22 protein-coding genes, 1 tRNA gene and 2 pseudogenes are annotated in these 26,815 nt (G+C 61.2%); 14 read left to right on the forward strand and 11 right to left on the reverse strand.

Going from position 1 to position 26,815, the window contains the following annotated elements; translation table 11 throughout:
- Positions 1-14: 14 nt before the first annotated feature.
- Positions 15-308 (reverse strand): annotated as a pseudogene (locus RAZWK3B_RS01975) (integrase core domain-containing protein); the annotation flags it as partial.
- A 137-nt stretch (positions 309-445) separates the two neighbouring features.
- On the opposite strand from RAZWK3B_RS01975, the gene RAZWK3B_RS01980 reads away from it, so the two are divergent.
- The gene (locus RAZWK3B_RS01980; protein ID WP_007811738.1) at positions 446-1,678 is read left to right on the forward strand and encodes an IS110 family RNA-guided transposase; all 1,233 of its coding nucleotides are present in this window, start codon (positions 446-448) and stop codon (positions 1,676-1,678) included.
- Positions 1,679-1,939: 261 nt separating this feature from the next.
- Here the strand turns inward: RAZWK3B_RS01980 and RAZWK3B_RS20390 are convergent.
- The 6 genes and pseudogenes from RAZWK3B_RS20390 to RAZWK3B_RS02015 form a co-directional block, all read right to left on the reverse strand.
- Positions 1,940-2,772: pseudogene (locus RAZWK3B_RS20390) on the reverse strand (IS3 family transposase); the annotation flags it as partial.
- 51 nt (positions 2,773-2,823) lie between these two features.
- On the reverse strand, positions 2,824-3,732 hold the full coding sequence (locus RAZWK3B_RS01995) for a cache domain-containing protein (RefSeq protein ID WP_007811742.1): 909 nt from the start codon (positions 3,730-3,732) through the stop codon (positions 2,824-2,826).
- Between the two features lie 238 nt (positions 3,733-3,970).
- Positions 3,971-4,046: transfer RNA gene (locus tag RAZWK3B_RS02000), tRNA-Thr, on the reverse strand.
- A gap of 45 nt (positions 4,047-4,091) precedes the next feature.
- On the reverse strand, positions 4,092-5,582 hold the full coding sequence (locus RAZWK3B_RS02005; protein WP_007811744.1) for a heme biosynthesis protein HemY: 1,491 nt from the start codon (positions 5,580-5,582) through the stop codon (positions 4,092-4,094).
- A gap of 19 nt (positions 5,583-5,601) precedes the next feature.
- Positions 5,602-6,981, reverse strand: coding sequence for a hypothetical protein (locus tag RAZWK3B_RS02010; protein WP_007811745.1), 1,380 nt, complete (start codon positions 6,979-6,981; stop codon positions 5,602-5,604).
- Positions 6,982-7,038: 57 nt separating this feature from the next.
- On the reverse strand, positions 7,039-7,770 hold the full coding sequence (locus RAZWK3B_RS02015) for a uroporphyrinogen-III synthase (RefSeq protein ID WP_007811746.1): 732 nt from the start codon (positions 7,768-7,770) through the stop codon (positions 7,039-7,041).
- A 71-nt stretch (positions 7,771-7,841) separates the two neighbouring features.
- Between RAZWK3B_RS02015 and tsaD the strand changes: the two genes are divergently transcribed.
- Genes tsaD through RAZWK3B_RS02035 form a run of 4 tightly spaced genes read left to right on the forward strand, consistent with a single transcriptional unit; the run spans position 7,842 to position 10,584 of the window.
- Positions 7,842-8,936 carry a tRNA (adenosine(37)-N6)-threonylcarbamoyltransferase complex transferase subunit TsaD gene (tsaD, locus tag RAZWK3B_RS02020; protein ID WP_007811747.1) on the forward strand — a complete coding sequence of 365 codons (1,095 nt, stop codon included), beginning with the start codon at positions 7,842-7,844 and terminating at the stop codon, positions 8,934-8,936.
- A complete protein-coding gene (locus RAZWK3B_RS02025; protein WP_007811748.1) occupies positions 8,933-9,892 on the forward strand; it encodes an NAD(P)H-dependent glycerol-3-phosphate dehydrogenase in 960 nt (319 codons plus the stop codon). Before tsaD ends, RAZWK3B_RS02025 begins: the two co-directional genes overlap by 4 nt.
- Positions 9,892-10,161, forward strand: coding sequence for a YciI family protein (locus RAZWK3B_RS02030; protein ID WP_007811749.1), 270 nt, complete (start codon positions 9,892-9,894; stop codon positions 10,159-10,161). Before RAZWK3B_RS02025 ends, RAZWK3B_RS02030 begins: the two co-directional genes overlap by 1 nt.
- A 3-nt stretch (positions 10,162-10,164) precedes the next feature.
- Positions 10,165-10,584, forward strand: a complete 420-nt coding sequence (locus RAZWK3B_RS02035; protein ID WP_007811750.1) for an EVE domain-containing protein — start codon at positions 10,165-10,167, stop codon at positions 10,582-10,584.
- Between the two features lie 223 nt (positions 10,585-10,807).
- Here RAZWK3B_RS02035 and RAZWK3B_RS02040 read toward each other — a convergent pair whose 3' ends face one another.
- Positions 10,808-11,149, reverse strand: a complete 342-nt coding sequence (locus RAZWK3B_RS02040) for a DUF2853 family protein (RefSeq protein WP_007811751.1) — start codon at positions 11,147-11,149, stop codon at positions 10,808-10,810.
- 195 nt (positions 11,150-11,344) lie between these two features.
- Positions 11,345-12,733: an adenosylhomocysteinase gene (ahcY, locus tag RAZWK3B_RS02045; protein ID WP_007811752.1), complete on the reverse strand. Its 1,389-nt coding sequence runs from the start codon at positions 12,731-12,733 to the stop codon at positions 11,345-11,347.
- A gap of 108 nt (positions 12,734-12,841) precedes the next feature.
- Here ahcY and RAZWK3B_RS02050 point away from each other — a divergent pair, with 108 nt between their 5' ends.
- Positions 12,842-13,435 (forward strand): HD domain-containing protein, encoded by a 594-nt coding sequence (locus RAZWK3B_RS02050; protein ID WP_037294789.1) that lies wholly within the window; start codon positions 12,842-12,844, stop codon positions 13,433-13,435.
- Positions 13,436-13,473: 38 nt separating this feature from the next.
- The gene (locus RAZWK3B_RS02055; protein WP_007811755.1) at positions 13,474-13,920 is read left to right on the forward strand and encodes a GNAT family N-acetyltransferase; all 447 of its coding nucleotides are present in this window, start codon (positions 13,474-13,476) and stop codon (positions 13,918-13,920) included.
- Positions 13,921-13,923: 3 nt separating this feature from the next.
- Here the strand turns inward: RAZWK3B_RS02055 and RAZWK3B_RS02060 are convergent, their stop codons facing one another.
- The gene (locus RAZWK3B_RS02060; protein WP_007811757.1) at positions 13,924-14,475 is read right to left on the reverse strand and encodes an ActR/PrrA/RegA family redox response regulator transcription factor; all 552 of its coding nucleotides are present in this window, start codon (positions 14,473-14,475) and stop codon (positions 13,924-13,926) included.
- An 83-nt stretch (positions 14,476-14,558) separates the two neighbouring features.
- The gene (locus RAZWK3B_RS02065; RefSeq protein ID WP_007811759.1) at positions 14,559-15,185 is read right to left on the reverse strand and encodes an SCO family protein; all 627 of its coding nucleotides are present in this window, start codon (positions 15,183-15,185) and stop codon (positions 14,559-14,561) included.
- A gap of 90 nt (positions 15,186-15,275) precedes the next feature.
- Here RAZWK3B_RS02065 and regB point away from each other — a divergent pair, with 90 nt between their 5' ends.
- The 7 genes from regB to addA all read left to right on the forward strand — a co-directional run bounded on the left by regB (position 15,276) and on the right by addA (position 26,769).
- Complete coding sequence (gene regB / locus RAZWK3B_RS02070) at positions 15,276-16,673, forward strand: sensor histidine kinase RegB (RefSeq protein WP_007811760.1); 1,398 nt, start codon at positions 15,276-15,278, stop codon at positions 16,671-16,673.
- Positions 16,674-16,745: 72 nt separating this feature from the next.
- A complete protein-coding gene (locus RAZWK3B_RS02075; protein WP_007811761.1) occupies positions 16,746-18,266 on the forward strand; it encodes a PAS-domain containing protein in 1,521 nt (506 codons plus the stop codon).
- A gap of 40 nt (positions 18,267-18,306) precedes the next feature.
- Positions 18,307-18,783 (forward strand): tRNA (adenosine(37)-N6)-threonylcarbamoyltransferase complex ATPase subunit type 1 TsaE, encoded by a 477-nt coding sequence (gene tsaE / locus RAZWK3B_RS02080; protein ID WP_007811763.1) that lies wholly within the window; start codon positions 18,307-18,309, stop codon positions 18,781-18,783.
- Positions 18,776-19,801, forward strand: a complete 1,026-nt coding sequence (locus RAZWK3B_RS02085) for an aminoglycoside phosphotransferase family protein (protein ID WP_007811764.1) — start codon at positions 18,776-18,778, stop codon at positions 19,799-19,801. The genes tsaE and RAZWK3B_RS02085 overlap by 8 nt, the downstream gene beginning before the upstream one ends.
- Positions 19,777-20,469, forward strand: a complete 693-nt coding sequence (locus RAZWK3B_RS02090; protein WP_007811766.1) for a nucleotidyltransferase family protein — start codon at positions 19,777-19,779, stop codon at positions 20,467-20,469. The genes RAZWK3B_RS02085 and RAZWK3B_RS02090 overlap by 25 nt, the downstream gene beginning before the upstream one ends.
- A complete protein-coding gene (addB, locus tag RAZWK3B_RS02095) occupies positions 20,462-23,398 on the forward strand; it encodes a double-strand break repair protein AddB (RefSeq protein ID WP_007811767.1) in 2,937 nt (978 codons plus the stop codon). Before RAZWK3B_RS02090 ends, addB begins: the two co-directional genes overlap by 8 nt.
- On the forward strand, positions 23,398-26,769 hold the full coding sequence (addA, locus tag RAZWK3B_RS02100; RefSeq protein WP_007811769.1) for a double-strand break repair helicase AddA: 3,372 nt from the start codon (positions 23,398-23,400) through the stop codon (positions 26,767-26,769). Before addB ends, addA begins: the two co-directional genes overlap by 1 nt.
- The last annotated feature ends 46 nt before the right edge of the window (positions 26,770-26,815 follow it).

Raw genomic sequence — 26,815 nt, forward strand, 5'->3', positions numbered from 1 at the left:
GTCCAAGTTGATTGTTAGTGCATGACCGGCCTCTGGTCCATCTGAACGATGCTTTCCGGTGCGGGAGGCCGGTATCCAAGGGCGCTGTGAGGCCGAACGGTGTTGTAGTGTCTTCTCCAGTCTTCGATGATGATCCTTGCCTCCTTTATTGAGTAGAAGAGCTCGCCATTGAGCAACTCGTCCCGGAAGCGTGCATTGAAGCTCTCGCAGTATCCATTCTCCCAAGGCGATCCTGGCTCGATGAACGCAGCCTTGGCACCTACTGCGGCGATCCAGTCCCGGACCTTCTGAGCCACGAACTCGGGACCGTAACACCTTCGGAATGATGCTGATTATGAGGCTATGACCGCCTGCGCAGCCCCCAAATAGCGCAGCAGGTGGTCATAGCCGGGTCTCGGGTCCCTACAGTGGTTTTGCACAAACCACACCGCAAAGGAGACCGACTATGACCAAGATTATTGTTGCACAAGATGCCCCTGTTTTGGTGGCTATCGACATCGCCAAGGCCCGGCATGAAGTTTTGATCGCTATGCCAGATAAGAAACGGCGACGTCGCTTAACCGTTTTGAACGAACTCGCCGACTTCAACCGCCTCGTCACAGTACTGAAGGAATACGGACGGCCAGTTCGTGTAGCCTTTGAGGCGACTGGCAATTATCACCGTGCCTTGGCGTACCATCTGGCAACTGCTGGCTTTGAGGTAAAGCTGGTTTCCTCAGTAGCTTTGGCGCGTACGCGCGAAGCCCTCAACAACAGCTGGGATAAGAATGACCCAAAGGATGCGCAAGTTATCCTGCATATGATGGAGATTGGGTGCGAGCAATATTACCACGACCCTCTGGTATGCGGCACGAATGACATTCAAGAGCTGTCCAAAACCCACGATATCGTCTCCAAGTCGAAGACTGAACTTTGGCACCGGGTCTTGACCCATTATCTGCCGCTGTACTTCCCTGAAGTGGATCGATTTCACCGCAGCTCGCGCAGTGATTGGTTCTTTGCATTCCTTGAGCGTTATCCATCACCACATTTTATCACGGCAATGGGCAAAGACGCTTTCACCGCTGATGCTTGGGACGTCATTGGGCGCAAGGTCGCGAAAGAGCGTTTGCTTGCAGATATTTACGAGACAGCCAAGTCTTCAGTGGGACTGCCGGTTGCCCCAGATTCTGATGCGATCAGAATGTTCCGCTTGGTACTTGGAGAAGGCCGCAGTCTCATTGCGCAACGCAATCAAATTGAAGATCGCGCCATCGCGCTTCTCAAAGATCTACCTGACTATCAGTTGCTGACATCAATACCTGGGATTGGCCCGATCAACGCTCTGACCATCCTCGCAGAAGCTGGCGACTTGCGCCGCTTTGGACACCACCGGCAGTTCTTGAAGTTTTGTGGCATGGACCTTGCAACTATCCAGTCCGGTACATTCCGGGGCCAAACCAAGCTGTCAAAATACGGGAATGCCCGCTTGCGCCGCACCCTGTGGATGGCTGGTCAGGTTGCCATTCTGCAGCGGACCAACAGCTTCCGGGATAAGTTCGAGCGCTACATCGCTAAGGACCGCCACAACACACATTTGCGCCGAAAGGCGTATACCGCAATCGCCGCCAAGATGGCCCGAACAGTTCACGGGATCATTAAACATGGCGAGCCCTATCGCCCCTTCTTTGAGGGGTGATCGATCGCAGAAGGACCTTTCTCTGTAAGGGCCGTGGAGGCAGACATCTGACCTCGTAGATAATGTTCAGGCCTTCTGTGTTAGCGACCCAATGATCTCGTCTTAAGGACGGTGAGAGCCGCAACAGCGTACTCTGTGTTTGTTATGGGAGAGACTGTCGTTGACCAAATCGCCGAACTGAGCCAGTTTATGTACGTGTCGAGGCACCTCGATACGACAATGACCTGATGCCAAATCAGCCAATTATTCCGCGCATAGGACGTTGTCGGATCGTATGTAGTCCGGCGGGCCGCGGAGGATGAACAGGTCCGTCAGCGCATCAAGCACATCGGTCGAGTTGAGCTTTCGGTCTATGCGGATCATCAGCGCCTCCCTGGTGAACTCGTCTATGATGTTGAGAATGCGATAGGTGCGGCCGTCCGCTGTCCGGTCCTGCATGAAGTCATAGGACCAGACATGGTTTGGACGCTCCGGTCGAAGCCGGATACATGATCCATCGTTCAGCCAGAGCCGGCTTTTCTTCTTTTGCTTCGGTGGAACCTTCAGCCCTTCACGTTTCCAGATGCGCTCAACCCGCTTGTGGTTCACGTGCCAGCCCGACTGGTTGAGCAGCGCGGTCACGGGGCGATAGCCGTAGCGACCGTATTGCCTGGCCAATTCGATGATGTCCTCGGTCAGGCGCTCTTCGTCTGGCCGGCCACGCGGCACCTTGCGCTGCGTGGATCTGTGCTGTCCCAAGGTGCGGCAGGCGCGGCGTTCCGATATGCCGAGCGCCTGCCGCACGTGGTCGATGCATCTGCGGCGACGTGAAGGGCTCAGAAGTTTCCCTTTGCGGCCTCGGTGAGGATCAGCTTGTCCAGCGTCAGATCCGAGACCGCGCGCCTCAGGCGCTGGTTCTCTTTCTCAAGTTCCTTCAGCCGCTTCAGCTGCCCGCGGCTCATTCCGCCATATTGTTTGCGCCACCGATAGAACGTTTGCTCTGTGATGCCGATATGGCGCGACGCGTCCGCGACCGTCATGCCTTGCCCTTGCAACACTTCGATTTGCCGAAGTTTCGATACGATGTCTTCTGGCGTTTCTCGTTTCCCAGCCATTCTCTGGTCCTCCAAATTGCGGGATAATCCTATCCCGGTTGGTGGACCACTTCACTGGGGGCAGCTCACCGTCAGCGTCCAATCGGCTTCGGGCATTGCGGCGGAAGCCAGCAGATATTCTCGCCGGGTCTCTTCGTCCGGCAGTCGCGACATGGATGTATCCCAGAGAACATGGCCGCTCGCGGTTGTCTGCTCGCGCAACTCAATGTCGAACAAAGCTGCATCCGCATAGCGGCGCGTGGTCTCAAGAAGATCCTGACCTTCGGAGGTCAGAGGCCGGGTCAGGCCAAAGCGCCAAGCCGGGTTGCTGGACAGAAAGACGACACCCTTCGGATCTGTGACGATCACGTGGTAATCCGCGCCCGACCACGCCGCTTCGACGCTGTCGACATCAACCTTGAGCGCCACCACGCCCAAAATTCTGTCACCGTCACGCACGGGCGCGCCAAAATAATAGCCCCGTTTGAGAGAGGTGGTGCCCAATGCGTAGAAACTGCCCGACCCAAAAGCAACGGCATCACTGAAATAAGGACGAAAGGCGAAGTTGCCGCCAATAAAGCTGCGCGGCAGATCAAAGTTGCTGGCTGCGCGCGTCAAACCGGTCGCATCCATGAAATAGATGTCCGATGCCCCAAGACCGCTGGTCACGTCGCGCAAGAAAAGATTGGCCGCGTCAACCCGTGCCGGATCATCGGGCGCGGCCGCCACGTCAAGAATGAGTTGTTGCTTGGCAATCAGCGGAGGCAAGCGCTCGAACCGCTCCAGGTAGCCATCGAGGGCTGTCGTCGCGAGTTGAAGTGTTCCCTCGGCGCGACCAGCGGCTTCGTTCAGAAAGACACGGGTTGCTTGTGAATGCACAAACAGGCCCACACCCAGCAGAAAGATCACGCCAAGCCCCAACCAACCCAAAAATACCGAACGCCGCCTCACATGTGCGACCTGCGAGATATCCTGCATCATGGTGGGATAATATCAACAACCGAGAGCGCGCAGCAATTGATCCTTGCGCTCGTGTTTTATCGGCTCGGGCCGGGCCGTGATTTCAACGATCACTTTCAAATTCCATGCCCCTTGTCCGTGACGATCACCAGTGGATGATACTTGCGGACCGGGGTGACCGGCATCGGACAAGCGACATCACAAAACCACCATGAACACAGGTGTTGTGCATGTCATTGGACGATTTTGGCTGAGAAAGTGGTGCCGCTGAAGGGACTCGAACCCCCGACCCCATCATTACGAATGACGTGCTCTACCAGCTGAGCTACAGCGGCCCTGTTTTGCGGGCCTATAGCATCGGCTGGGGGGCGGGGGAAGTCCTATTTTCGGGTGGAGTCCTCGTCCGTCGTCTCGGGGGTTTCGTCAACGACTTCGGCATCGAGCACGTCATCCCCATCCGGTTCTGTCTGCTCTTCTTCGGTGGGTTTTTGCTCGATCGCGCCGACGATCAGGGGCAGCATTTCGATGCCGGTGGATGTCGTCATTGTCGAAACAGGGGGCGTCTTCCATGTCAGCGTATCGAATGCGTTGCAATGGTCACAGGCAGGCGCCCATTCCGCATGGATATGCTGGCAATTATCACAGACCCATTGCGGGCCGCGCGGCGCGGACAATGCGCGCGCAAGCCAGCCTTTCACCACCGCGTCCGACGATCCCTCGCCGCGTTCAATCGCGGCCATGATGGTCAGCACGCGTGCATCGGGATCCGTTTCGACCAGATCGCCAAGCGCACGGCGGGCGGCAGGGAAATCTTCGGCCGCTAGATGCAGTTCGGCCTTGAGCAGCTTGGTTTCGCGATTATCGGGATGCATCGCGATCAACTTGGAGAAGCGCTTGAGGCGCTGCGCCGGGGTTTCATCGGGTTCGATCTCGGCGAAAGCGGCGGCAAGGTCGGGATGCGGGTGCACGCCCCATGCCTTCTTGGTGACCCGCGTCGCATAGCGTTTGGACCCTTGGGAAATATAGCTTCGCGCCGCCAGAACAGCTGCCGGAACCAGATCGGGTGACAGTCTGTTGGCCTCGATCGCGGCCTCGCGGGCTTCGATGTCCTTGCCTTCGTCAAGCACGTCCTTGGCCTCGGAAAGGGCCAGAACGGCGTCACGGCGCTTGTGCAGATCACGCGGCAAGCTGCCGTATTTCAACTTGGCATTCAGGGTCTCGCGCGCGCCTTTCCAGTCTGCGGTCTGGGCCTGAAGCCGCAAGAGGGCATCCTGAACCTCGCCATGCCGGGGCTTGAGCGCGAAGGCGGTCTTGGCGAGCTTCAACGCGGTTTCGGTGTCGCCGGCTGCCAGTTTCTGCCTCATCAGGCCACGCACACCGACAAATCGGGTCCGGTCATCCTTGAGCAACTTCTTGTAGACCAATTCGGCCTTGCGGGTGTCGCCCGACAATTCGGCAGCCTGCGCTGTCAGAAGATTGGTCAGATCGGGTTTGCGCAGGTATTTTTCCGCCTTGCTGGCCTTGGACATGGCCAAGTCACCCTCACCCGAAGCCAGCGCCATCATGCCTTCGGACAGCGCACGAAACCCTTTTTCCTGCCGGTTCTTGTCGAAATAGCGCGAAATCGCCGTTTCATCGCCGTTGATGAACTTGAGCGTTGCGACCAGCAGGGACACCAGTTTGAGCAAAAGCCACAGCGCAATCACCAGAACGATCAATGCGATCACCGCCTTGATCGGGGTCAGGTTGAATTCCTGACCGCCGAACACGATCCTGACACCGCCTTCCATCTCGATCAGATGGGCTGCGCCGAGTGTCGCCGCCGAAACAAGGGCGATGAAACCGACAATCTTTAAAATCGACCACAACATCTTTTTTGCCCTTTCGGTGTCAGTTTAAGTCCTGCGCCAGCGCTTCGGCCGCAGCCAGAGCATCCAGACGCCGCGCGGCCTCGGCCGACCAAGCGGACAATTCGGCGCGGCCCTCTTCGGGCAATGTTTCGATTTCAGCCAGCGCATCGTTCAGTCGACCTTCGCGCGCAGCCGCTTCGGCACGAGACAGAACCGCATCCGGGTCATCGCCTTCGCGCGGCTCAAGCGATCTGGCCCCAAGCTGAGAGCGCAGAAACCCGCCAAGACCGCCGGCGCCTGCGTCGTCGACAGCGGTGCGCGAGACGGCCAGCGCCCGGCGCGCGGCTTCGGGGAAGGTTTCGGTCAGACTGGCCTGTGTCGGCACACCTTCGGCAGCGGCACTGGCCAGCGCTTCGGGCACAGCGACATCCGCCGCCTCGAGATCGGCGAGTGCCGCGTCGAACGGGGTTCCGGCATCCAAAGCCGTCTGAATACGCGTCAGCGCGGCGCGGCGCATGGCGGCCTGAGCAGTTTCAACGGCGCTTTCTTCCTTGGCGCGGGCGTCTTCTGCGATCGCGGAGATCTCGGCTTTTTGCTGGGCGATGGACGCCTGCAATTCGCGCAATTCCTGTTCATAGGCGGAAAGTGCGGCTTGCGAGTCGCCGGATCCGGACGCTCCACGCGCTTCAACATCGGACAGGCGCGCGTCGAACGCGTCAAGCCGGGTCGCAATCTCGTTCACTCGGCCCGACACAGTGTCTATCGCTGCTGAAAGGCTGTCCATCTCGGCGGTTATTGCGCCCGGCTCCGAGCCGTCGGCAAGCGTGTCAATGCGGCTGGACAGTTGCGCGAAGTCCTGCGATTGCGCTTCGATTCTTTGGGTCAGGTCCTGGATGGCAGCACTGTCACCGCCGCTTGCGGGAAACGGAAAATCCTGCGGCAAGACATAGCGCGCCATACCAAAGCCGATGGCCGCTGCCGCGACACCGCCCAAAAGCATCGCGGAAAATCCGCCCTTCCGGACAACGACTTGTTCGGGAGGGGGAGCGACAGGCATGGGGTTTTCAACCCTGTCACGGGTGTCGTCGGTCGCGTCGGGCGTTTCCTCTGGCTGTTGGTCCACTGTGTCGGTGGGGTCCGGCGCTGCATCCCCAAGATCGGTCTCATCGCCTTTTGGCTCAGGATCCGAAGGTTGGTCCGCGTCAGGCTCGCGTTCGGGTTCGGCAGGCTGGCTGTCTTCCGGGGTCGCGGCGTCGGTGGCGTCAGGTGATGTTTCCGGTCTCTGCGATACGGCCGTATCGTGATCGTGCTCGGGTGCCGACTCGGGGGTGTTGGTGTTTGTGGCATCGGTCGCGGTGTCAGCGGCCGATGTGTCGATCGGCTTGTCCGACTTGTTTCTTGAGCGCTTTTTCTCAGCCACGTTTCACCACCCCTGTCGACCTTTTCGAATCTTGCCATCGGCACACACCCGACGACCTTACTTTGCCGGGTTTCCGCCCTCAAGCCGCTTGGCGCTGTTCCAAAGTGTCACAATCACCTCGAGCATCGCCTCTGCCGTCGGTTTTTCAGCCGTATCGATCCGTTGCGCAGCGCCGTTGGGCACGGCATGGCGCACGTTATCACTGATCGCTGCCACAAGTATCGGTCCCGCAGCGGCTGTCTGCTCGAAAAACAGCTGCGCACTTCTTGGCGAGAAAAGAGGGACGATCACAGGCTGTCCATTCTGCAAAAGAGAAAGGGCCTGCGCGGTGAGCTGCCCTTCGATTTGGCGATAGATCGTCGCTTCATGTGTCTCTGTTCCGCCCAAAGTCAAAGCCTGCGCGATGTTCGAAGCGATATGTTCGCCGCGCAGATGCAGGCAGGGGGCTGTCGGGCTGTCGGCAAGGATGCGCGCGATCAGATCGCCTGCATCGCCATCGCAGGAGATCACGTCCATGCCCGCCTGCCGGGCGGCGGCGGCGGTGGCATTTCCAACGGCATAAGCGGGAATGTCGCACGGCCCATCCTGCGCCAGATACGCCTCAACCCCGTGGCGGGACGTGAAAATCAGGGTTTTGTAGCGGCTTATGTCGGGCAGATCGCCGAAATGCTCGATCCGCATGATCGGAGACAGAACAATCTCGGGGGCACAGCCAATCCGCGCCCGCACGTGATCGGCGAAGGCAGCACCCGAAGGGTCGGGCCGCGTAATCAGGATCGCAGGCGCCATCGGCTGTCCGGAGTTGTTTGCACTCACCGCAGGTGTTACCTGCCTGTGGACCAACACGCAACGGGCGGCTCATGAGCACCAGCCTCACCATTCTCGGGATCGAAAGCAGCTGCGACGATACGGCAGCCGCGGTGCTGCGGGTTGAGGATGGCATGCCCAACATCCTGTCGTCGGTGGTGCATGGTCAGGCAGCGCTGCACGAAGCCTATGGCGGTGTGGTGCCCGAGATCGCCGCGCGCGCCCATGCGGAAAAGCTTGATATCTGCGTGAAACAGACTCTGACACAGGCGAATGTGACGCTTTCGGCGCTGGACGCCGTGGCTGTCACCGCAGGCCCGGGGCTGATCGGAGGGGTGCTTTCAGGGGTGATGTGCGCCAAGGGGATCGCCGTTGCGACAGGTCTCCCGCTGATCGGGGTGAACCATCTGGCAGGTCATGCGCTGACCCCGAGGCTGACGGACCTTATCGCCTATCCATACCTGATGTTGCTTGTATCGGGCGGGCATTGTCAGTTTCTGATCGTGCGCGGCTGCGAGGAATTCACCCGGCTTGGCGGCACGATCGACGACGCCCCCGGCGAAGCGTTCGACAAGACGGCGCGGCTTCTCGGTCTGCCACAACCCGGTGGTCCGCATGTCGAGCAGGAGGCCAAACATGGCGATCCCACGCGCTTTCGCTTTCCGCGCCCTTTGCTGGACCGGCCAGGGTGCGACATGTCCTTTTCGGGTCTCAAAACTGCGCTTTTGAGAGCACGCGATACGCTGATTGCCGCGCAAGGCGGTCTGACGCGCCAGGATCGGGCCGATCTTTGCGCAGGGTTTCAAACCGCCGTCGCGGATGTTCTGGCCGAGAAGACCCGCCGCGCCTTGGCGGTCTATCTGGCCGAGGCGCCCCCGATGCCGATGTTTGCAGTCGCGGGCGGTGTTGCAGCAAACTCTGCCATTCGGGCCAGTTTAGAGACTGTTTGTGCCGCCGAAGGGGCCGGGTTTGTCGCGCCGCCCCTGGCGCTTTGCACGGATAATGCGGCGATGATCGCCTATGCTGGGGCCGAACTTTTTGCCGCCGGGCACCGGGACGATATGACACTGGCCGCGCGACCGCGATGGCCGCTCGATCGCAGCAGTCCGGCCCTGATCGGCGGTGGCAAGAAGGGGGCCAAGGCATGATCGTCATTCTGGGTGCTGGCGCGTTCGGGACGGCGTTGGCGATAACGCTCGCGCGCAGCCATGCGGTGACACTCTGGGCGCGCGATCCCCAACATGCCGCGGAGATGCAGGGCACACGGGAAAATGCGCGGCGCCTGCCGGGAGTGACCTTGCCCGAAAATATCCGCGTTTGCGCTGAAATAGAGACTGTAAAGACCGCCGATGCCGTGCTTCTGGCAGTGCCTATGCAGAGGTTGCGTGCGCTGCTCGAGGATCATGGCGCAGCGCTTGCCGGCCCGCCGCTCGTGGCCTGTTGCAAGGGCATCGAATTGACCACGGGGCTTGGCCCGACGCAGATCATCGCACAGATCCTGCCGCAATCGCCTGCAGCGATCCTTACCGGTCCCTCCTTTGCCGCCGATATCGCCAAGGGTTTGCCCACGGCGCTGACGCTGGCTTGCACGGATGACGCAATCGGCCGCGCGTTGCAGCCCCTGCTCAGCACCGGCACCCTGCGGCTTTATAGGACGACCGACGTGATCGGGGCCGAACTTGGCGGGGCGCTCAAGAACGTCATGGCGATCGGCAGCGGTGTTGTGATGGGCGCGGGCCTTGGAGAAAGTGCGCGCGCGGCCCTGATGACCCGTGGTTTCGCCGAGATGTGCCGGATGGCCACGGCACTCGGAGCGCGCCCGGACACGCTTTCAGGCTTGTCCGGGTTTGGCGATCTCGTGTTGACCTGCACCTCGGATCAGTCGCGGAATACCCGTTTCGGGCTAAGTTTGGGTCGAAACGAAGCGTTCGATCCAACCATCACGGTCGAAGGTGCGGCCACGGCAAGAGCGGTGTGCCAACGCGCGGCGGATCTTGGGATCGATATGCCCGTTTCCCGCGCCATTACCGCACTGATCGATGGCGAATTGCAGGTGGATCAGGCTATGGATATGTTGTTGTCACGACCATTGAAGGAAGAATGATGCTGATAGCCCTGATCGCCCGCGACAAGCCCGGTGCGCTGCAAACCCGTCTGGACAATCGTGAGGCGCATATCGCCTATCTCAAGGAAACCGGCGTGGTGTCGCAGGCCGGTCCGCTTCTTGACGAAGATGGAAACATGGCGGGATCGCTGGTTATTCTGGATGTCGCGGATATGGCACAGGCACAGGACTGGGCCAGTAACGATCCCTATGCCAAGGCGGGCCTTTTTGGCTCTGTCGATCTGATCGAGTGGAAGAAGGTGATCTGATCCGTGCGGTATTGGCTGTTCAAATCCGAACCCGAGGCGTGGAGTTGGAACGATCAGGTCGCCAAGGGCGACTCGGGTGAAGAATGGGACGGCGTGCGTAACTATCAGGCCCGCAATTTCATGCGGGACATGAAGCTGGGTGACCGGGGATTTTTCTATCACAGTCAGACGGAAAAAGCCGTTGTCGGCATTGTCGAGATCATCGCCGAGGCGCATCCAGACAGCAAGGCAGACGATCCGCGGTGGGACTGCGTGGATATCAAGGCTGTCGAGCCCGTCAAAACCCCCGTGACCCTCGAGACGATCAAAGGCGATCCGAGGTTATCCGATATGATGCTGGTCAAAAGCCCGAGGCTGTCGGTGCAACCCGTTTCCGAAGGCGAATGGCGCATCATTTGCGACATGGCAGGGGTCACGCCCTGAAATTTGGTAGAACGGAGGGGTCAGCCAAAGACCGACACCCTCCGCCACCCCACGTGCTCCCTACGCACCACACGTGATCTTTGGACAGGTCCCGGCCATACTGGCCCTTGAATTGACCTTATCCCAATCGACCATCCCGGCCAAATCCGTAATGCTTAGAATACGCCTCAAATGAAAGCGCCCGCCGCAAGGGACGGGCGCCGGTCATGTCTTTGGCCGGGTTTCAGGAATAAACCGACTCTTTGCCGAAATGTTTGGTCAGCATGTAATAGACCACGGCCCGGTATTTGTTACGCTCGGAGCGGCCATAGGTTTCGATGACCTGGGTGATCGCATCCATCAACTGGGGACCATCGGCCAGACCCAGTTTCTTGATGAGGAAGTTGTTCTTGACCGTTTCCAGCTCACCTTGCTGACTTCCCGCCACGGTCGAGGCGTCGGCGTCATAGATCGACGGGCCACAGCCGATCGTTACCTTTGTAAGAAGGTCCATGTCCGGCTCCATGCCGCATTTCGTCCGAAGATCTTCGGCATATTTTGCGATCAGGTCGTCACGCTTTCCCATACTGTCTCTCCCACCTTACCGGCTTTGACGCCGGGTCGTTTTGTTAACATTACAGCCCCATTCCGGCGCTGAGGGAACGATAACCACAGATTGCCCCCCGACAAAGAATAAATTTGTCGGGTTTATTGCCGACTTATGGCATGCAAAAGGCCCCGGAGTCGCCGCCGGGGCCTTTGGATGTCCCGATTGGGGATATCAGTAACGATAATGCTCGGGCTTGAACGGGCCTTCGGGTTTTACGCCGATATACTCCGCCTGATCGGGCTTGAGCTCGGTCAGCTTGACGCCGATCCGGCCAAGATGCAGGCGAGCGACCTTTTCATCCAGATGCTTGGGCAGGATGTAGACCTGGTTTTCATACTGATCGCCGCGCACCCAAAGCTCGATCTGCGCCAGCACCTGATTGGTAAACGAGGCCGACATCACAAAGCTGGGGTGGCCAGTGGCATTGCCAAGGTTCAACAGGCGCCCTTCGGACAGCAGGATGATCCGGTTGCCCGAGGGCATCTCGATCATGTCCACCTGTTCCTTGATGTTGGTCCATTTGTGGTTCTTGAGGCTGGCCACCTGAATTTCATTGTCGAAATGGCCGATATTGCCGACGATCGCCATGTCCTTCATCTCGCGCATATGCTCGATGCGGATCACGTCCTTGTTGCCGGTCGTGGTGATGAAGATATCGGCGCTCGCAACTTCATCTTCCAGAAGCGTCACCTCGAACCCGTCCATCGCAGCTTGCAGCGCGCAGATCGGATCGACTTCGGTCACTTTGACACGGGCGCCGGCGCCGGCAAGCGATGCAGCACTGCCTTTACCCACGTCGCCATAGCCACAGACCACGGCCACCTTGCCGGCCATCATCGTGTCGGTCGCGCGGCGGATGCCATCGACCAGCGATTCCTTGCAGCCATACTTGTTGTCGAATTTCGACTTGGTGACGCTGTCATTCACGTTGATCGCCGGGAAGGGCAGCTGCCCGTCGCGCACGAGCTGATAGAGCCGGTTGACGCCGGTGGTGGTTTCCTCGGACACGCCCTTGATCTGGTCACGCACCTTGGTGAACCAGCCGGGGCTTGCCGCCATGCGCTTGGCGATCTGCGCCTTGATGACCTCTTCCTCTTCCGAGGTGGGGACGGGAATGATGTCCTCGCCCGCCTCGGCGCGCGCGCCCAGCAGGACATAGAGCGTAGCGTCGCCACCATCGTCGAGGATCATGTTCGGGCCGTCTTCGAAAAGGAACGACTTGTCGAGGTAATCCCAATGCTCTTCCAGTGTCTGACCCTTGATCGCAAAAACCGGAACACCCGATTTCGCGATGGCGGCGGCCGCGTGATCCTGTGTCGAGAAGATGTTGCAGCTGGCCCAGCGCACATCGGCGCCGAGCGCGACCAGCGTCTCGATCAGAACGGCAGTCTGGATCGTCATGTGCAGCGACCCGACGATACGCGCGCCCTTGAGCGGTTTTTCCTCACCGTATTCTTCGCGCAGGGCCATCAGCCCCGGCATTTCCGTTTCCGCGATATCCAACTCTTTACGGCCATATTCAGCCAGGTTGATATCCTTTACGATGTAATCATTCGCCATTTGGGGCGGCTCCTTGCAAACTTACATTTGCGAGTGCAGATAGCACCGGCGACCGTGATGGGCAACGCCACAGGCACGCAGAAACCATAGCGCGACAAAGAGGCCACTATGAAACAACCCCGTGCATGGCAGAAAATGTTATCGGGACGGCGCCTTGATCTTCTCGATCCGACCCCGGTGGATATCGAGATCGAGGATATCGCGCATGGTCTGGCCTTTGTGGCGCGCTGGAACGGGCAGACAATCGGCGACTATGCCTATTCCGTGGCCGAGCATTCATTGCTGGTGGAAAGGCTCTATTCTCGCCTCAATCCTGCAAGTCCGAGGAAATGGAACCTTGCCGCGCTGCTCCATGACGCGCCGGAATATGTGATCGGGGACATGATCTCGCCGGTCAAGGCCGCGGTCGGGCCGGGCTATGACGAGCTGGATCAGCGGCTTGCGGCGGCAATTCACCTGCGCTTCGGCTTGCCAGCTACGATCCCGGTCGAGGTCAAGAAACAGATCAAGAAGGCCGACAAGATCAGCGCATGGATGGAGGCCACCCAGATCGCCGGCTTCACCGAGCCCGAGGCGAACCGGTTCTTTGGCAAGCCTGACATGGGGCTGATCGAAGGGCTGACCATCGTGCTGCGTCCGCCGCTCGAGGCACGCAACGATTACACCACCCGCCACAAAGATCTTCTGGACCAGATGTCGTGATCATCGTTCGTCGGGCCGGGTCCCTGGATGCGCGAGCGATGGCCGATCTTCTCAATGCGATCATTCGCAAGGGCGGCACCACGGCCTTGACCAAGCCGGTCACCCGTGACGCGATATCGGCCCGACTTGGGCAGGAACAGGGTCGATCCGCATGGCACGTGGCCGAGGATGACAGCGGCACGCTCCTTGGCTTTCAATTCATCGCGCCGCATCACGCCTTGCCGCCCGAGGCTTGCGATATCGCCACCTTCGTCCGGACCGGCATGACGGGGCTCGGTATCGGATCGGCGCTGTTCAACGCCAGTGCGATCGCCGCGACGGAATTGGGCTATCTCTGGATCAACGCGACGATCCGCGCCGACAATGCCGGTGGGCGGGCCTATTACCAAAGCCGCGGCTTCGAGCCCTATGCCCTGCAGAAGGGCGTTGCGCTGGATGACGGAACGCTGGTGGACAAGATCAGCACTCGTTTCACGCTGGATTAGAGCCTATTTGGGCGATCTCTTGGCCAGGATGCGCTGCAAGGTGCGGCGATGCATGTTCAACCGCCGCGCGGTTTCACTCACATTGCGGTCACACAGCTCATAAACGCGCTGAATATGCTCCCAACGGACGCGATCCGCGCTCATCGGGTTTTTGGGCGGCGGCGGCAGCGTGTCGGCCCCCGCCAGCAGCGCATTGGTGATGTCTGTCGCATCGGCGGGTTTGGAGAGGTAATCGGTCGCGCCGATCTTGACCGCCGCCACTGCCGTGGCAATCGCACCATAGCCGGTCAGCACCACCACACGGCTATCGGGGCGCTTTTCGCGGATGATCTCGACCACATCCAGCCCATTACCATCCTCCAGCCGCAGATCGCAAACGGCATAGGCCGGCGGGCGGGCTGTCGCGATGGCTTTGCCGGCAGCAACAGATCCTGCCATTTCCACTTCGAAACCGCGTTTTTCCATGGCCTTGGCCAGACGGCGCAGAAACGGTTCGTCATCATCGACGAGCAGCAGGCTCTTGTCACTTCCCAGATCAGACAACTCATCGGTCATGCCGCCACTCCTCCCGTTCGCGCACAGCTTGTACGCAACAGTTCTAGCCCTCGCCCTCAGATGCGTCAAACCATCGCAAGGGGTTACATCGCATCCAGAAAGCATCCCACGCGGTCAGCCATCTGTTCAGGCGTCGTCTCGCGGCGGAAGAACTCCACAAACCCATATTCCGGAAGCGTCAGATAGGTAAAGGTCGAATGATCGACCAGATAGAAGTCTTCCTGTCCCGGGGTGGGCTCCTGTTTCTTGAAATAGGTCCGATATGCCTGACTGGCTTCCTTGACCTGCTCAGGCGATCCAGTGAGCCCCAGCATCCGTGGATGCAGGTTGGCGGTGAAGTCATCCAGCACCTCTGGCGTGTCACGCTCGGGGTCGACCGAAATGAACACGGGCTTCACGATCTGGTCCCGCTCTTCAAGGATTTCGACCGCCACTGCGTTGCGGGACGCATCAAGCGGGCAGACATCCGGGCAGAAGGTATAGCCGAAATAGATCAGCGCCGGCTGATCGACCACCTCTGCATCTGTCACCGTTTCGCCGGTTTCGCTGACCAGCGTGAACGGCCCGCCGATCTGCGCGCCGCCCGCGACCTGCCCTTCGCGGCATTGCGCAAAACGATCATCGCCCCCTGATCCCGATCCCATGAGATAAAAGGCGCCAAGCCCCGCCGAAGCGGCAATCGCGGCGGCAATCGCAAATATGCGTGTCATCGAAGGATCCTCATTCTTCTGGGCAACCAAGCTGGGCTGTGGCACATCTAACAGCAGAAACCCAAGTTGCAACGGGACCCAAGCGCGCAGATGTCCGATATTTCCCCCAGCGCCTTCAAATCCCGCAGTCGCGGGAACTGGATTCGCCTGCGCACGCTGATCCTGCTGCGCTGGTGGGCCATTGCCGGGCAGGTTTCGGCACTGATCGTGGCGCAGCGGCTGTATAACCTGAACCTCGAAATCGGGCTGTGCTATCTGGTGGTCGGGGTTGCCGTGATTTCGAACCTGGTGGCGTCCTTCGTCTATCCAGAAAACAAGCGTCTGTCCGAAACCGAAACCCTGCTGGTGGTTCTGTTCGACATGCTGCAACTGGGATTGATGCTGTATCTGACCGGCGGGCTGAACAATCCTTTCTCGATCCTGATCGTGGGGCCGGTGACGGTGTCGGCCTCGGCGCTGTCGTCAAGGTCCACGCTGTTTCTGGGGTTGATGGCGATCTTGATCGTATCGATCCTGACGCAATTCCACCTTCCCCTGCGCACCGAGCAGGGCTTTATCCTGCGGATGCCGGATGTGTTCCTCTTTGGAAACTGGGCGGCGATCGTGATTGCGATCGTCTTTCTTGGTGTCTATTCCCGCTGGATCGTGTCCGAAATGGACGCCATGTCGAACGCGCTCCAGGCCACCCAGATGGCGCTGGCCCGTGAGCAGAAGCTGACCGATCTGGGCGGTGTCGTCGCCGCCGCCGCACACGAGCTCGGCACGCCCCTGGCCACGATCAAGCTGACCAGCTCGGAACTGGCCCAAGAGCTGTCAGACAATGAAGAGCTGCGTCAGGATGCCGTTCTCATCAGCGAACAGGCGGATCGCTGCCGCGATATCCTTCGGTCGATGGGCCGCGCCGGCAAGGACGATCTGCACCTGCGCAAGGCGCCGCTGACCGCCCTGATAGAAGAAGCCGCCGACCCGCATATGGATCGCGGCAAGACGATCCATTTCGAGCATGTCTCTTCGTCCGGGCCGCTTGACAGCCAGCCAACCATCCATCGCCGCCCCGAGGTGATCCATGGCCTTCGGAACCTGATCCAGAATGCCGTCGATTTCGCGCGCGGCAATGTCTGGATCGAAAGCCGCTGGTCCGAGACCCATATCAGCTTGCGGATCATGGATGACGGGCGCGGCTATCCGCAGCATGTTCTGGCCCGAATCGGCGAGCCCTTCATGCGCCGCCGAGGCCCGGTCTTCGATCCGCGCCGCCCGGGCTACGAAGGCATGGGGCTTGGTCTGTTCATCGCCAAGACGCTGCTGGAACGATCCGGCGCCGATCTGAGCTTTGCCAATGGCACGGACGCCCAGAAAGACGGGACAGGTGGCCATCCGGACTGCACCGGCGCCGTGGTCGAGGTGACATGGCCGCGCCACAGGATGGAGGCCGAAACCTCGGACAGCCGCCAACCCACCGGGGATAATCCACCGATCCGCGCCTGACTTCGTTAACCACCGGTTAACCAATTCCCGCGCAGGCTGCGCTGGGTGTCTGGGCAGATTGAAAGGCGCTTGATGACAGTTCCCGCTTTCGGGTGGTTTTTGCTTCCCATCGTCTCGGGTGCGACCGCGCTCGGGATCCTGTGGATCTACGGCCTGCTGATCGGACGGCAGGGCAGGCAGGCAAGAGTGTCGCCGCAGCAAGACAAATCCGCGCATTTCCTTTTCCAGAACGGCGTCCTCATGGATCATGATCTGCCCGAACGCTTGCTTCCCCAGAACCTGTCGGACTGGTCATCGCTGCGCGATTGGTTCTGTGACAGATTCCCTGAATTTCCCAACGATGTCGCGCTGGTGCCTGCAGGTGACGGGCTGCTTCTCAAAAGCGTGATTCCCGGCGACCAGGCCATGCTGGACATAGCCCTCATCGGTCCGGTCTGCCGCATCACTCTCAGGGATCCGACGGTGCCAAGCCCGGCCGAACGCCATGACAATCTGCGCCTCTCCGCTCGGCTCGAGAATTGGAACACCGCTCTGCGCCATGCCCCTTTCGGCTTGTCGATTTCATCGATGGACGGGAGGGTCATCTGGCAAAACCTCGCCTTTTCCAACCTCCCCGAAGACGAGCGCGCGCGGCTTCTCCCCGACCGGAAGATCGTGCCGGAATGCGAAGGCTCCCTGATCGACCGGATTTCGTTCAAGAACGCTGCCGATGGGGCAACCCAATGGTACGAAGTCAATTCCACCCGCGTCGGCGGCGACCTGTTCCATTATGTCACCGATATCACCAAGGTCATTCAGGCCGAGACCGTGCGCCGGGAGTTTGTCCAGACGCTGACCAAAACCTTCGCCAATCTGACGACCGGGCTTGCGGTGTTCGACCGCCAGCAAAGGCTGGCCCTGTTCAATCCAGCCTTTGTCGATCTGACCGGGCTTTCGGCCGAGTTTCTCAGCGCGCGCCCGGACCTGATTGGGGTTTTCGACAATCTGCGCGACAGGCAAATCATGCCGGAGCCAAAGAACTACGCCAACTGGCGCACCCGGATCAGCGAGATCGTCGCCACCGCCTCGGACGGACTCTATCAGGACACTTGGTCACTGCCCTCGGGGCTGACCTACCGTGTCACCGGTCGGCCACATCCCGATGGCGCCGTGGCCTTTCTGTTCGAGGATATATCGGACGAGATCGCCCTGACCCGCCGATTCCGTACGCAGCTCAATCTGCGGCAGGCGGTACTGGATCAGTTGCCCGATGCCATCGCGGTGATTTCGCCCAACAACCTGCTTTTGCTGTGCAACAAGCGCTGTTCAGATGTCCTCGGTATCGACCCGGACAGCAGCCTTGCCGAGCTTTCCGTGCCCGCCCTCATCGCGATCTGCCGCGAGCATATCCCCGACGATACCTTCTGGCCGCAGGCGGAAACCCTCCTGTCGGGCCATAACCTGACCGAGCCTCTGGAAACCGTGCTTTACAGCCGCGCAGGCCATCCGATGCGGTGTCGCCTGTCGCCTCTCACCGGTGGGTCCGCCATGCTGAGCATGGCTGACTGCACGGCCACTGTCCCGATCGACACGTCATGTCAGGCCGCAGGCTGATGCTGCTTGCAGGACCGCGCCGGGCGTGTAGTGTCGGCCCATGTCTGACAGGGCCAAGACACTGCATCTCTCCGATCCCGACCAGACCTGCGCCCTTGCGCAGGCCATTGCCCCGCGTCTTGAACCGGGCGATGTTCTGCTGCTCTCGGGCCAGATCGGCGCCGGAAAATCGCATTTCGCCCGCTGCCTGATCCTTGCCTCGCTCGACACCCCCGAGGACGTGCCCTCGCCGACCTATACGCTGGTGCAATCCTATCCCGGGCGTCGCGGTGAGATCTGGCATGCCGATCTTTACCGTCTTACCGATATCTCCGAAATCGAAGAACTGGGCCTGATCGACGCATTTTCCGACGCGATCTGCCTTGTCGAATGGCCCGACCGTCTGGGCGATCTGGCCCCGGCATCGGCACTTTGCCTGCATCTGGACGCGCCCGCACCCGATGACACGCGGGTGCTCTCGCTGTCGTGGAGTGACCCATCCTGGGATGCGAAACTGAAAGGTATTCTCGATGTCTGACCGTGACGCTCTGATCCGGGGTTTCATCGACGCGACCGGCTGGGCCGGGGCCACCGTCGCGCCCCTGGCAGGGGATGCGTCAAACCGGCGCTATCTGCGCCTGACACATCCCGACGGCGCGGCAACCGCCGTTCTGATGGACGCCCCGTCCGACCGGGGCGAGGATGTGCGCCCCTTCGTCTCCATCGCCGGCTATCTGACCTCCGTGGGTTTCAGCGCGCCGCGCATTCTGGCGCAGGATCACGGCGCCGGTCTCCTGCTGCTCGAGGATCTGGGCGATGATCTTTTCGCCAGCGTGATCCCAGCCGATCCATCGCTGGAAAACACTCTCTATTCCTGCGCAACTGATCTTTTGGCCGATCTTCACAGCCACCCCGTGCCAAGCGGTCTTCAGCCCTATGCGCCGCCCGTGATGGCCGATCTCGCCGCGCTGGCCTTTGACTGGTATCTTGCCGTCACGACCGGTCCCGACACCATCGCGCGGGGTCGCTTTCATGGCGCCATGCTCGACGCGCTGACACGTCACGCCGCGACCGCGGATGTGCTCGTGCAGCGGGACTATCATGCCCAGAACCTGCTCTGGCTGCCGCAACGGCAGGGTCTGGCCCGCGTCGGTCTGCTGGATTTTCAGGACGCCATGCTGGGCCACCGGGCCTATGATCTGGTCTCGTTGCTTCAGGATGCCCGCCGCGATGTGCCCCGCGCAATCGAGGACGCCATGATCGACCGGTACATCGCCAGCACCGGACAGGACGAAAGCGCGTTCCGCACCGCCTATCACGTGCTTGGGGCGCAACGAAACCTGCGCATTCTGGGGGTGTTCACGCGGCTTTGCGTGCGTGACGGCAAGGTGCATTACGTCGATCTGATCCCGCGTGTCTGGACGCATCTGATCCGCGATCTGTCCGATCCATCCCTGTCGGATCTGGCCGATATCACCCGCGCGCATTTGCCCGCGCCCGACGCCTCCATTCTCCACAAGGTGAAAGAACAATGCGCGACCGTCCCCGCTCGGTAATGCTGTTCGCCGCCGGGTTCGGCACGCGGATGGGCACACTGACCTCAGATCGCCCAAAATCAATGATCGAGGTGGCGGGCCAGCCGCTGATCGACCACGCGCTGTCGCTTGTGCGCGCCCATGGCCCCGAACGCATCGTCGCCAACATTCATTACCGCCCCGAGGCGCTGATCCGGCATCTCGGCGAGAGCGACGTGCTCCTGTCGCACGAAACCCCCGATATCCTTGAAACCGGCGGCGGGCTGCGCGCCGCCTTGCCGCTTCTGGGCGCCGGGCCGGTCTTTACAATGAACACCGATGCCGTCTGGCGCGGCGCCAACCCTCTGGATCAGCTTGCCGCGCTCTGGGATCCGGCCCGCATGGATGCGCTGCTTCTGTGTATCCCGCCCGATCACGCCATCGGCCATTCCGGCACGGGCGATTTCACCATCGACGCCGATGGCAGGGCGCAGCGCGGACCGGGCCTGGTGTATTCCGGGCTGCAGATCCTCAAGACCGAGGGTCTGCATGACATCCCCGAGACGGCTTTTTCCCTCAATCTTCTGTGGGACAGGATGCTCGCCGAAAATCGCCTGTTCGCAGCAGGCTACACCGGCGAATGGTGCGATGTGGGCCATCCCGAGGGTATCGCACAGGCCGAAAAGATGCTTGGATATCGGCATGTTTGATCCCACCGAACGCCCCCGTGTCTTTGGCGTGCCGCTTGGCGTGGATTTTCCCCGCGCTTTGGTCGATGGCCTGCTTGCCCGCCATGCCAGCCAACCGCCCGAGGCGCTTGCCCGCGTGCAGGTGATCGTCAACACCCGACGCATGGCGCGCCGCATCCGGGCGCTCTTCGATCAGGGTCCGGCGCTGTTGTTGCCACGGATCGAATTGCTCACAGATCTGGGCGAGCATTGGGATCTGGCGCATATCCCAGATCCCGTGCCGCCGCTCCGCCGTCGGCTCGAGCTGACACAGCTTGTCTCTTCGCTGCTGGACAAACAGCCCGACATCGCGCCGCGCTCCTCGCTTTATGCCTTGGCCGACAGCCTTGCATCGCTGATGGACGAAATGCATGGCGAAGGTGTCTCTCCGGATGCGATCGAGGGGCTGGATGTCACCGACCAATCCGGGCATTGGGATCGGATCACGGCCTTTTTGGGCATTGTCAGACACTATTTCGACGTGGGCACCGAGCATCCCGATGTCGAAACCCGGCAGCGTCTGGTGATCGAGCATGTGATCGAAACTTGGCAAGAGACGCCTCCCGATCACCCGATCATCATCGCCGGATCCACCGGATCGCGCGGCGCCACCCAGCTTCTGATGCAGGCGGTGTCCAAACTGCCGCAAGGCGCGGTCCTTCTTCCCGGCTTCGATGTCGACATGCCGACGCATGTCTGGGGGGCGCTCGACGATGCGATGCTCTCCGAGGATCATCCGCAATACCGTTTCGCCGATCTGATGGGCAAGCTCGGCCTCTCTCCCGGCGAAATCGCCCGCTGGACACCGGACAGCCCCGCTTGTCCTGCCCGCAACCGGCTCTTGTCACTGGCCTTGCGGCCCGCGCCTGTGACCGATCAATGGCTGCAGGATGGCCCCAGCCTCACCGATCTTGACCGCGCCACGCAGGATATCACCCTGCTCGAGGCGCCCTCCACCAGGTCCGAGGCGCTGGCCATCGCCATGCGCCTGCGTCAGGCCGCCGAAGACGGGCAGACCGCAGCGCTCATCACCCCCGACCGGACCGTGACCCGACAGGTCACCGCCGCATTGGATCGCTGGGGCATTATTCCCGACGACAGCGCCGGGATGCCGCTGCACCTGTCTCCGCCGGGCCGGTACCTGCGCCATGTAGGCGATCTGATGCGCGACACTCTGACAGCCGAGTTGCTGTTGACGTTGCTCAAGCACCCGCTCACCCATAGCGGGACCGATCGCGGGCCGCATCTGCGGCTCACCCGCGAGCTTGAACTCCATCTGCGCCGCAACGGTCCACCCTATCCCGATGCCGCCAGCCTGATCGCATGGGGCGAGGCTCAGAAAGACACCACCGCCGCGCCCTGGGCGCGCTGGATCAGTGACTGTTTCTGCGCAAAAGCGGTGAATGGCGACCTGCCCCTGTCCGAATTCGTCGAGCGGCATATCGATCTGGCCAATCGCATCGCCCAAGGCCCGGTCGACAGCAGCCCGCATGGGCTCTGGCGCAACGATGCCGGGCAAGAAGCGTGGAAATGCGTCTCTAATCTTGCCGAACATGCAAATCACGGCGGAGAGATCACCGCGGCGGACTATGGCACCCTCTTTCACGCAATCCTCTCGGGCGGCGAGGTCCGCAACCCCGACGCGCCTCATCCCCAGATCCTGATCTGGGGCACGCTCGAAGCCCGCGTCCAAGGCGCCGATCTGCTCATTCTCGCCGGTCTCAACGAAGGCAGTTGGCCCGAAGCCCCCAAGCCCGATCCCTGGCTCAACCGCGCGCTGCGCAATCAGGCCGGGCTGTTGCTACCCGAACGGCGCATCGGCCTGTCCGCCCATGATTTTCAGCAAGCCGCCAGCGCGCCCGAAGTCTGGATGACCCGCTCAATTCGCTCGGATGACGCCGAAACAGTGCCGTCTCGCTGGCTGAATCGCATCCGCAACCTTCTGGCCGGTCTCCCCGATCAAGGCGGCGCGCAGGCGCTCGAGGATATGAAAGCGCGCGGCGCGCATTGGCTCCGTCTGGTCGCCAGCCTTGAAGAGCCCGGTTATGTGCCCGCCGAAAAGCGCCCCTCGCCCTGCCCACCGCTGGCGGCGCGTCCCCGCGAGTTCTCCGTGACGGAAATCAAGCGCCTGATCCGCGATCCCTATGCCATCTATGCGCGCCATGTCCTGCGGGTGCGGCCGCTTGATCCACTGATGAAAGTGCCGGACGCGCTGCTGCGCGGCACTGTCCTGCACGAGGTTCTGGACCGTTTCATCAAGGACAGCCAGCACGATGAAACGCTCTGCACCCGCGATCACCTGATGGCGGTAACAGAGTCTGTTCTTGCCCAAAACGTCCCTTGGGCCGAGGCGCGTGCCATCTGGCGTGCGCGCATGGACCGCGTTGCCGACTGGTTCATCGACGGTGAGTTCGACCGCCGTCAGATCGCCCAACCTTGCGCGCTGGAACAATCCGGCATCGCCACGCTCGATGATCTTGGTGTCACCCTCAAGGCCAAGGCCGACCGCATCGACATAGACGCCACCGGCAGCCTTCACATCTACGACTACAAGACCGGCAAACCACCCAGCGCCAAGGAACAGAAATATTTCGACCGGCAGCTTTTGCTGGAAGCCGCAATCGCCGAACAGGCAGGCTTCGGTCAGCTCGCCCCGTCCCAGGTCGCGCGCGCCCAGTTCATCGGCCTGGGCAGCAAACCAGAGACTGTTTTGGCCCCATTGGACGAAGAACCCGTGCAGAAAGTCTGGATCGAATTCGAAGAACTGATGCGCGCCTATCTTGAGCCGGATCGCGGCTATACCGCCCGCCGCGCCGTGTTCAAGAAGGCCGACAAGGGCGATTACGATCAATTGGCCCGCTTCGGCGAATGGGACATCACCGATCCCCCCGACACGGCAGAGCTGCGCTGATGGCCCGCGACGACGCCACCCAACGGCAAATCGATGCCGCGCGCCCTGATCGCTCTACCTGGTTGTCGGCGAATGCCGGGTCGGGCAAGACGCGCGTATTGACCGACCGTGTCGCGCGCCTGCTGCTCGAAGATGTCGATCCCCGGCACATCCTGTGCCTGACCTACACCAAGGCCGCCGCCAGCGAGATGCAAAACCGCCTGTTCAAGCGGCTTGGCCAATGGGCGATGCTGCCCGATGACCGCCTGTCTCGGGAATTGCAGGATCTGGGCCATGAGGGCCTGATCGACGCCGATACCCTGCGCAAAGCCCGTCGTCTCTTTGCCCGCGCGATCGAGGCTCCGGGCGGTCTGAAAATTCAGACGATCCACTCGTTCTGCGCCGGTCTTCTGCGCCGCTTCCCGCTCGAGGCTGGCGTCAGCCCCCAATTCACCGAGATGGAGGACCGCACCGCCTCGCTTCTGCGCTCCGAGATCACCGAAGCCATCGCCAGCGGCCCCGACGCCGCCACGCTTTATGCCTTCGCCCGGCATTATGGCGGCGAATCCCTTGACGATATCACCGCGGAAATCGTCCGGCACCGCACCCTGTTCGACACCCCGTGCAGCGATGACGCACTGGCACAAGCGCTTGGGCAGCCCGGCAACCTGACGCTTGATGACATCACCGCACGCGTATTTCTGGGAAGCGAACAGGACCTGTTGAACCAACTGATCCCGGCGCTTCGGGCCAGTGGCACCAATGACCAGAAAGCTGCCCTGCGCCTTGCCTCTATCGACAGGCTGGATGCCTCTGCTCTGCCTGTTCTCGACTCCGTCTTTCTTTTTGGCGATAGCGCAAAAGAGCCGTTTTCCGCCAAGATAGGCTCTTTTCCAACCAAGGCAGGCCGCGCCCCCATCGATGCGATCATGCCGCAGATCGACCAATGGATGGCCCGCGTCGAAGAGGCGCGCGACGCCCGTCTCGCCCTTGCCACGATCCAGAAAACCCGCACGCTGCACGAATTTGCCCGCGTCTTTCTCACCGCTTATGACCGCGCCAAGGCCCTGCGCGGCTGGCTGGATTTCGACGATCTGATCCTGCGCGCGCGTCAATTGCTCACCGATCCCGCCGTCGCCGCCTGGGTTCTCTTCCGGCTGGATGGCGGCATCGACCATATCCTTGTGGACGAGGCTCAAGATACCAGCCCCGTGCAATGGCAGGTGATCGAGCGCTTGGCGCAGGAATTCACCAGCGGTCAGGGTGCGCGCGCCGACGTGACGCGCACGATTTTTGTCGTGGGCGACAAGAAACAGTCGATCTATTCCTTCCAAGGCGCCGATCCGGACGAATTCGACCGCATGAAGGGGGATTTCGCCACCCGTCTGCACGCCACCGGCCAGCCGCTTCAGGACATGGAGATGGAATATTCCTTCCGTTCCTCCAGCGCCATTCTGGACCTTGTCGATCATACCTTCGCCAATAGCCGTGATAGCGGGTTTACGCCGGAACAGGGTCACAAGGCGTTCAAATCCGATCTGCCCGGCCGGGTCGATCTGTGGCCCGTGATCGAAAAGCCCGATCAGGACGAGGATCCCGAATGGCACATGCCGGTGGATGTGAAGGCCGCCAACGATCCCGCCACGCTTCTCGCCCGTCAGATCGCCCTCACGATCCGCCGCATGGTCGACGACAAACAGCCCATTCCCGACAAGGCCTCTCCCTCGGGCCTGCGACCGATCCGGCCCGGCGATATCCTGATCCTGGTGCAACGCCGCTCGACCCTGTTTCACGAGCTGATCCGCGAATGTAAGACACAAAACCTGCCCATTGCAGGCGCAGACCGGCTCAAGGTCGGGGCGGAACTGGCGGTCAAGGATCTTGCCGCGCTCCTGTCCTTTCTCGCCACGCCCGAGGATGACCTGTCGCTGGCCACCGCGCTACGCTCGCCGCTCTTCGGCTGGTCCGAGGCACAGCTTTTCGATCGTGCCCACAAGCGCACGCAGCGCTATCTTTGGGCGGCGCTTCGCGACCGGGCATCGGATTTTCCCGAAACCATGGCCGTTCTGGACGATCTGCGCCGCAAGGCCGATTACCTGCGCCCCTACGATCTGATCGAACGCATCCTGACCCGCCACGACGGGCGCCGCAAACTGCTGGCCCGCCTTGGCGCCGAGGCCGAAGATGGCATCGACGCGCTGTTGATGCAGGCGATGGCCTATGAACAGCGCGCCGTGGACAGTCTGACGGGGTTTCTGGTCTGGATGGAAACCGACGATCTGGAAATCAAGCGCCAGATGGACAGCGCCGGAAACAGGGTCCGGGTGATGACGGTGCATGGCGCCAAGGGGCTCGAAGCGCCCGTGGTCATCCTGCCCGATACCGCCAAGCGCGATATCCGGATCCGCGACCAGATCACCACCAGCAACGGAACCCCCTTCTGGCGCAGCGCCAGCGGCGAGGCGCCCGCCGCGATTGTGCGCGCCAGTGATGCCGCCCGCGACGCCCAGCGCGCGGAACGCGATCGCCTGCTCTATGTCGCGATGACCCGCGCCGAAACATGGCTGATCGTGGCCGCTGCCGGCGATCTGGGAAAGAATGGCGAGGCTTGGTATGAAAAGGTGCAGGCCGGTCTGCAAGCGGCCGGCGCCACCGCTCATGATTTCGATCTGGGACAGGGATTGCGGCTGCAGCATGGTGATTGGGCCGGAACAGTCTCTGATCCGCCTGCGGATGCGACGCATTCCACCACGCCCCTGCCTGCGCATTTCCAACAACCGGCGCCACCTCCGGTCCTGCCGCCCGAAACCCTCAAGCCATCCGATCTGGGCGGTGACAAGGCGCTGCCGGACGAACGCGGGCTTGATGAGGACGCCGCCAAGCGCCGCGGTCGGCAGATCCACCGTCTGCTCGAATTTTTGCCCACCGTGCCGCAATCGGACTGGCCAGAGACAGCCGGGACGCTTTTGTCGAACGGCTCTGATGCGGCCGAAGGCGAGGAACTTCGCCTGCTTCTGGCCGAGGCCGAAAAGGTGCTGACCAAACCGTCGCTTCAGTTTCTGTTCCAGCCCGATGCGCTATGCGAAGTGCCAGTCTCGGCCAGCCTCGATGCCCTGGGTGGCCGCCGGATTCATGGCATCATCGACCGGCTGTTGATCTCCCCCGACCGGGTGCTTGCCGTCGATTTCAAGACCAACGCCGGCGTTCCCGACACGGCCGAGCATGTGCCCACAGCGCTTTTGCGGCAGATGGGGGCCTATGCCAACGCCCTTGCGTTGATCTATCCCGACCGACCCGTGGAAACAGGTCTTCTCTGGACACGCAACGCCACGCTGACCCTGTTACCGCACGATCTTGTGACAAAGGCGCTGCGTGACACGCCAATCGCTTGACGCTCCCCGTCACGCTCCATACGTTCTGGTCAAATCAATTCCTGTC

Source organism: Roseobacter sp. AzwK-3b, assembly GCF_000170875.1.
In the GTDB taxonomy this organism is placed as follows: domain Bacteria; phylum Pseudomonadota; class Alphaproteobacteria; order Rhodobacterales; family Rhodobacteraceae; genus Roseovarius; species Roseovarius litoreus.

Excerpts from the sequence above, each read along its gene's own strand:
- RAZWK3B_RS02005 (WP_007811744.1), bottom strand. The coding sequence starts at position 5,582 with ATGTTGTGGTCGATTTTAAAGATTGTCGGTTTCATCGCCCTTGTTTCG.
- RAZWK3B_RS02075 (WP_007811761.1), top strand. The coding sequence starts at position 16,746 with ATGACAGTTCCCGCTTTCGGGTGGTTTTTGCTTCCCATCGTCTCGGGT.
- RAZWK3B_RS01980 (WP_007811738.1), top strand. The coding sequence starts at position 446 with ATGACCAAGATTATTGTTGCACAAGATGCCCCTGTTTTGGTGGCTATC.
- RAZWK3B_RS02050 (WP_037294789.1), top strand. The coding sequence starts at position 12,842 with ATGAAACAACCCCGTGCATGGCAGAAAATGTTATCGGGACGGCGCCTT.
- RAZWK3B_RS02090 (WP_007811766.1), top strand. The coding sequence starts at position 19,777 with ATGCGCGACCGTCCCCGCTCGGTAATGCTGTTCGCCGCCGGGTTCGGC.
- RAZWK3B_RS02060 (WP_007811757.1), bottom strand. The coding sequence starts at position 14,475 with ATGACCGATGAGTTGTCTGATCTGGGAAGTGACAAGAGCCTGCTGCTC.
- RAZWK3B_RS01995 (WP_007811742.1), bottom strand. The coding sequence starts at position 3,732 with ATGATGCAGGATATCTCGCAGGTCGCACATGTGAGGCGGCGTTCGGTA.
- addB (WP_007811767.1), top strand. The coding sequence starts at position 20,462 with ATGTTTGATCCCACCGAACGCCCCCGTGTCTTTGGCGTGCCGCTTGGC.
- tsaD (WP_007811747.1), top strand. The coding sequence starts at position 7,842 with ATGAGCACCAGCCTCACCATTCTCGGGATCGAAAGCAGCTGCGACGAT.
- tsaE (WP_007811763.1), top strand. The coding sequence starts at position 18,307 with ATGTCTGACAGGGCCAAGACACTGCATCTCTCCGATCCCGACCAGACC.
- ahcY (WP_007811752.1), bottom strand. The coding sequence starts at position 12,733 with ATGGCGAATGATTACATCGTAAAGGATATCAACCTGGCTGAATATGGC.
- RAZWK3B_RS02065 (WP_007811759.1), bottom strand. The coding sequence starts at position 15,185 with ATGACACGCATATTTGCGATTGCCGCCGCGATTGCCGCTTCGGCGGGG.
- addA (WP_007811769.1), top strand. The coding sequence starts at position 23,398 with ATGGCCCGCGACGACGCCACCCAACGGCAAATCGATGCCGCGCGCCCT.
- RAZWK3B_RS02055 (WP_007811755.1), top strand. The coding sequence starts at position 13,474 with ATGGCCGATCTTCTCAATGCGATCATTCGCAAGGGCGGCACCACGGCC.
- RAZWK3B_RS02085 (WP_007811764.1), top strand. The coding sequence starts at position 18,776 with ATGTCTGACCGTGACGCTCTGATCCGGGGTTTCATCGACGCGACCGGC.
- RAZWK3B_RS02040 (WP_007811751.1), bottom strand. The coding sequence starts at position 11,149 with ATGGGAAAGCGTGACGACCTGATCGCAAAATATGCCGAAGATCTTCGG.
- regB (WP_007811760.1), top strand. The coding sequence starts at position 15,276 with ATGTCCGATATTTCCCCCAGCGCCTTCAAATCCCGCAGTCGCGGGAAC.
- RAZWK3B_RS02025 (WP_007811748.1), top strand. The coding sequence starts at position 8,933 with ATGATCGTCATTCTGGGTGCTGGCGCGTTCGGGACGGCGTTGGCGATA.
- RAZWK3B_RS02015 (WP_007811746.1), bottom strand. The coding sequence starts at position 7,770 with ATGGCGCCTGCGATCCTGATTACGCGGCCCGACCCTTCGGGTGCTGCC.
- RAZWK3B_RS02030 (WP_007811749.1), top strand. The coding sequence starts at position 9,892 with ATGCTGATAGCCCTGATCGCCCGCGACAAGCCCGGTGCGCTGCAAACC.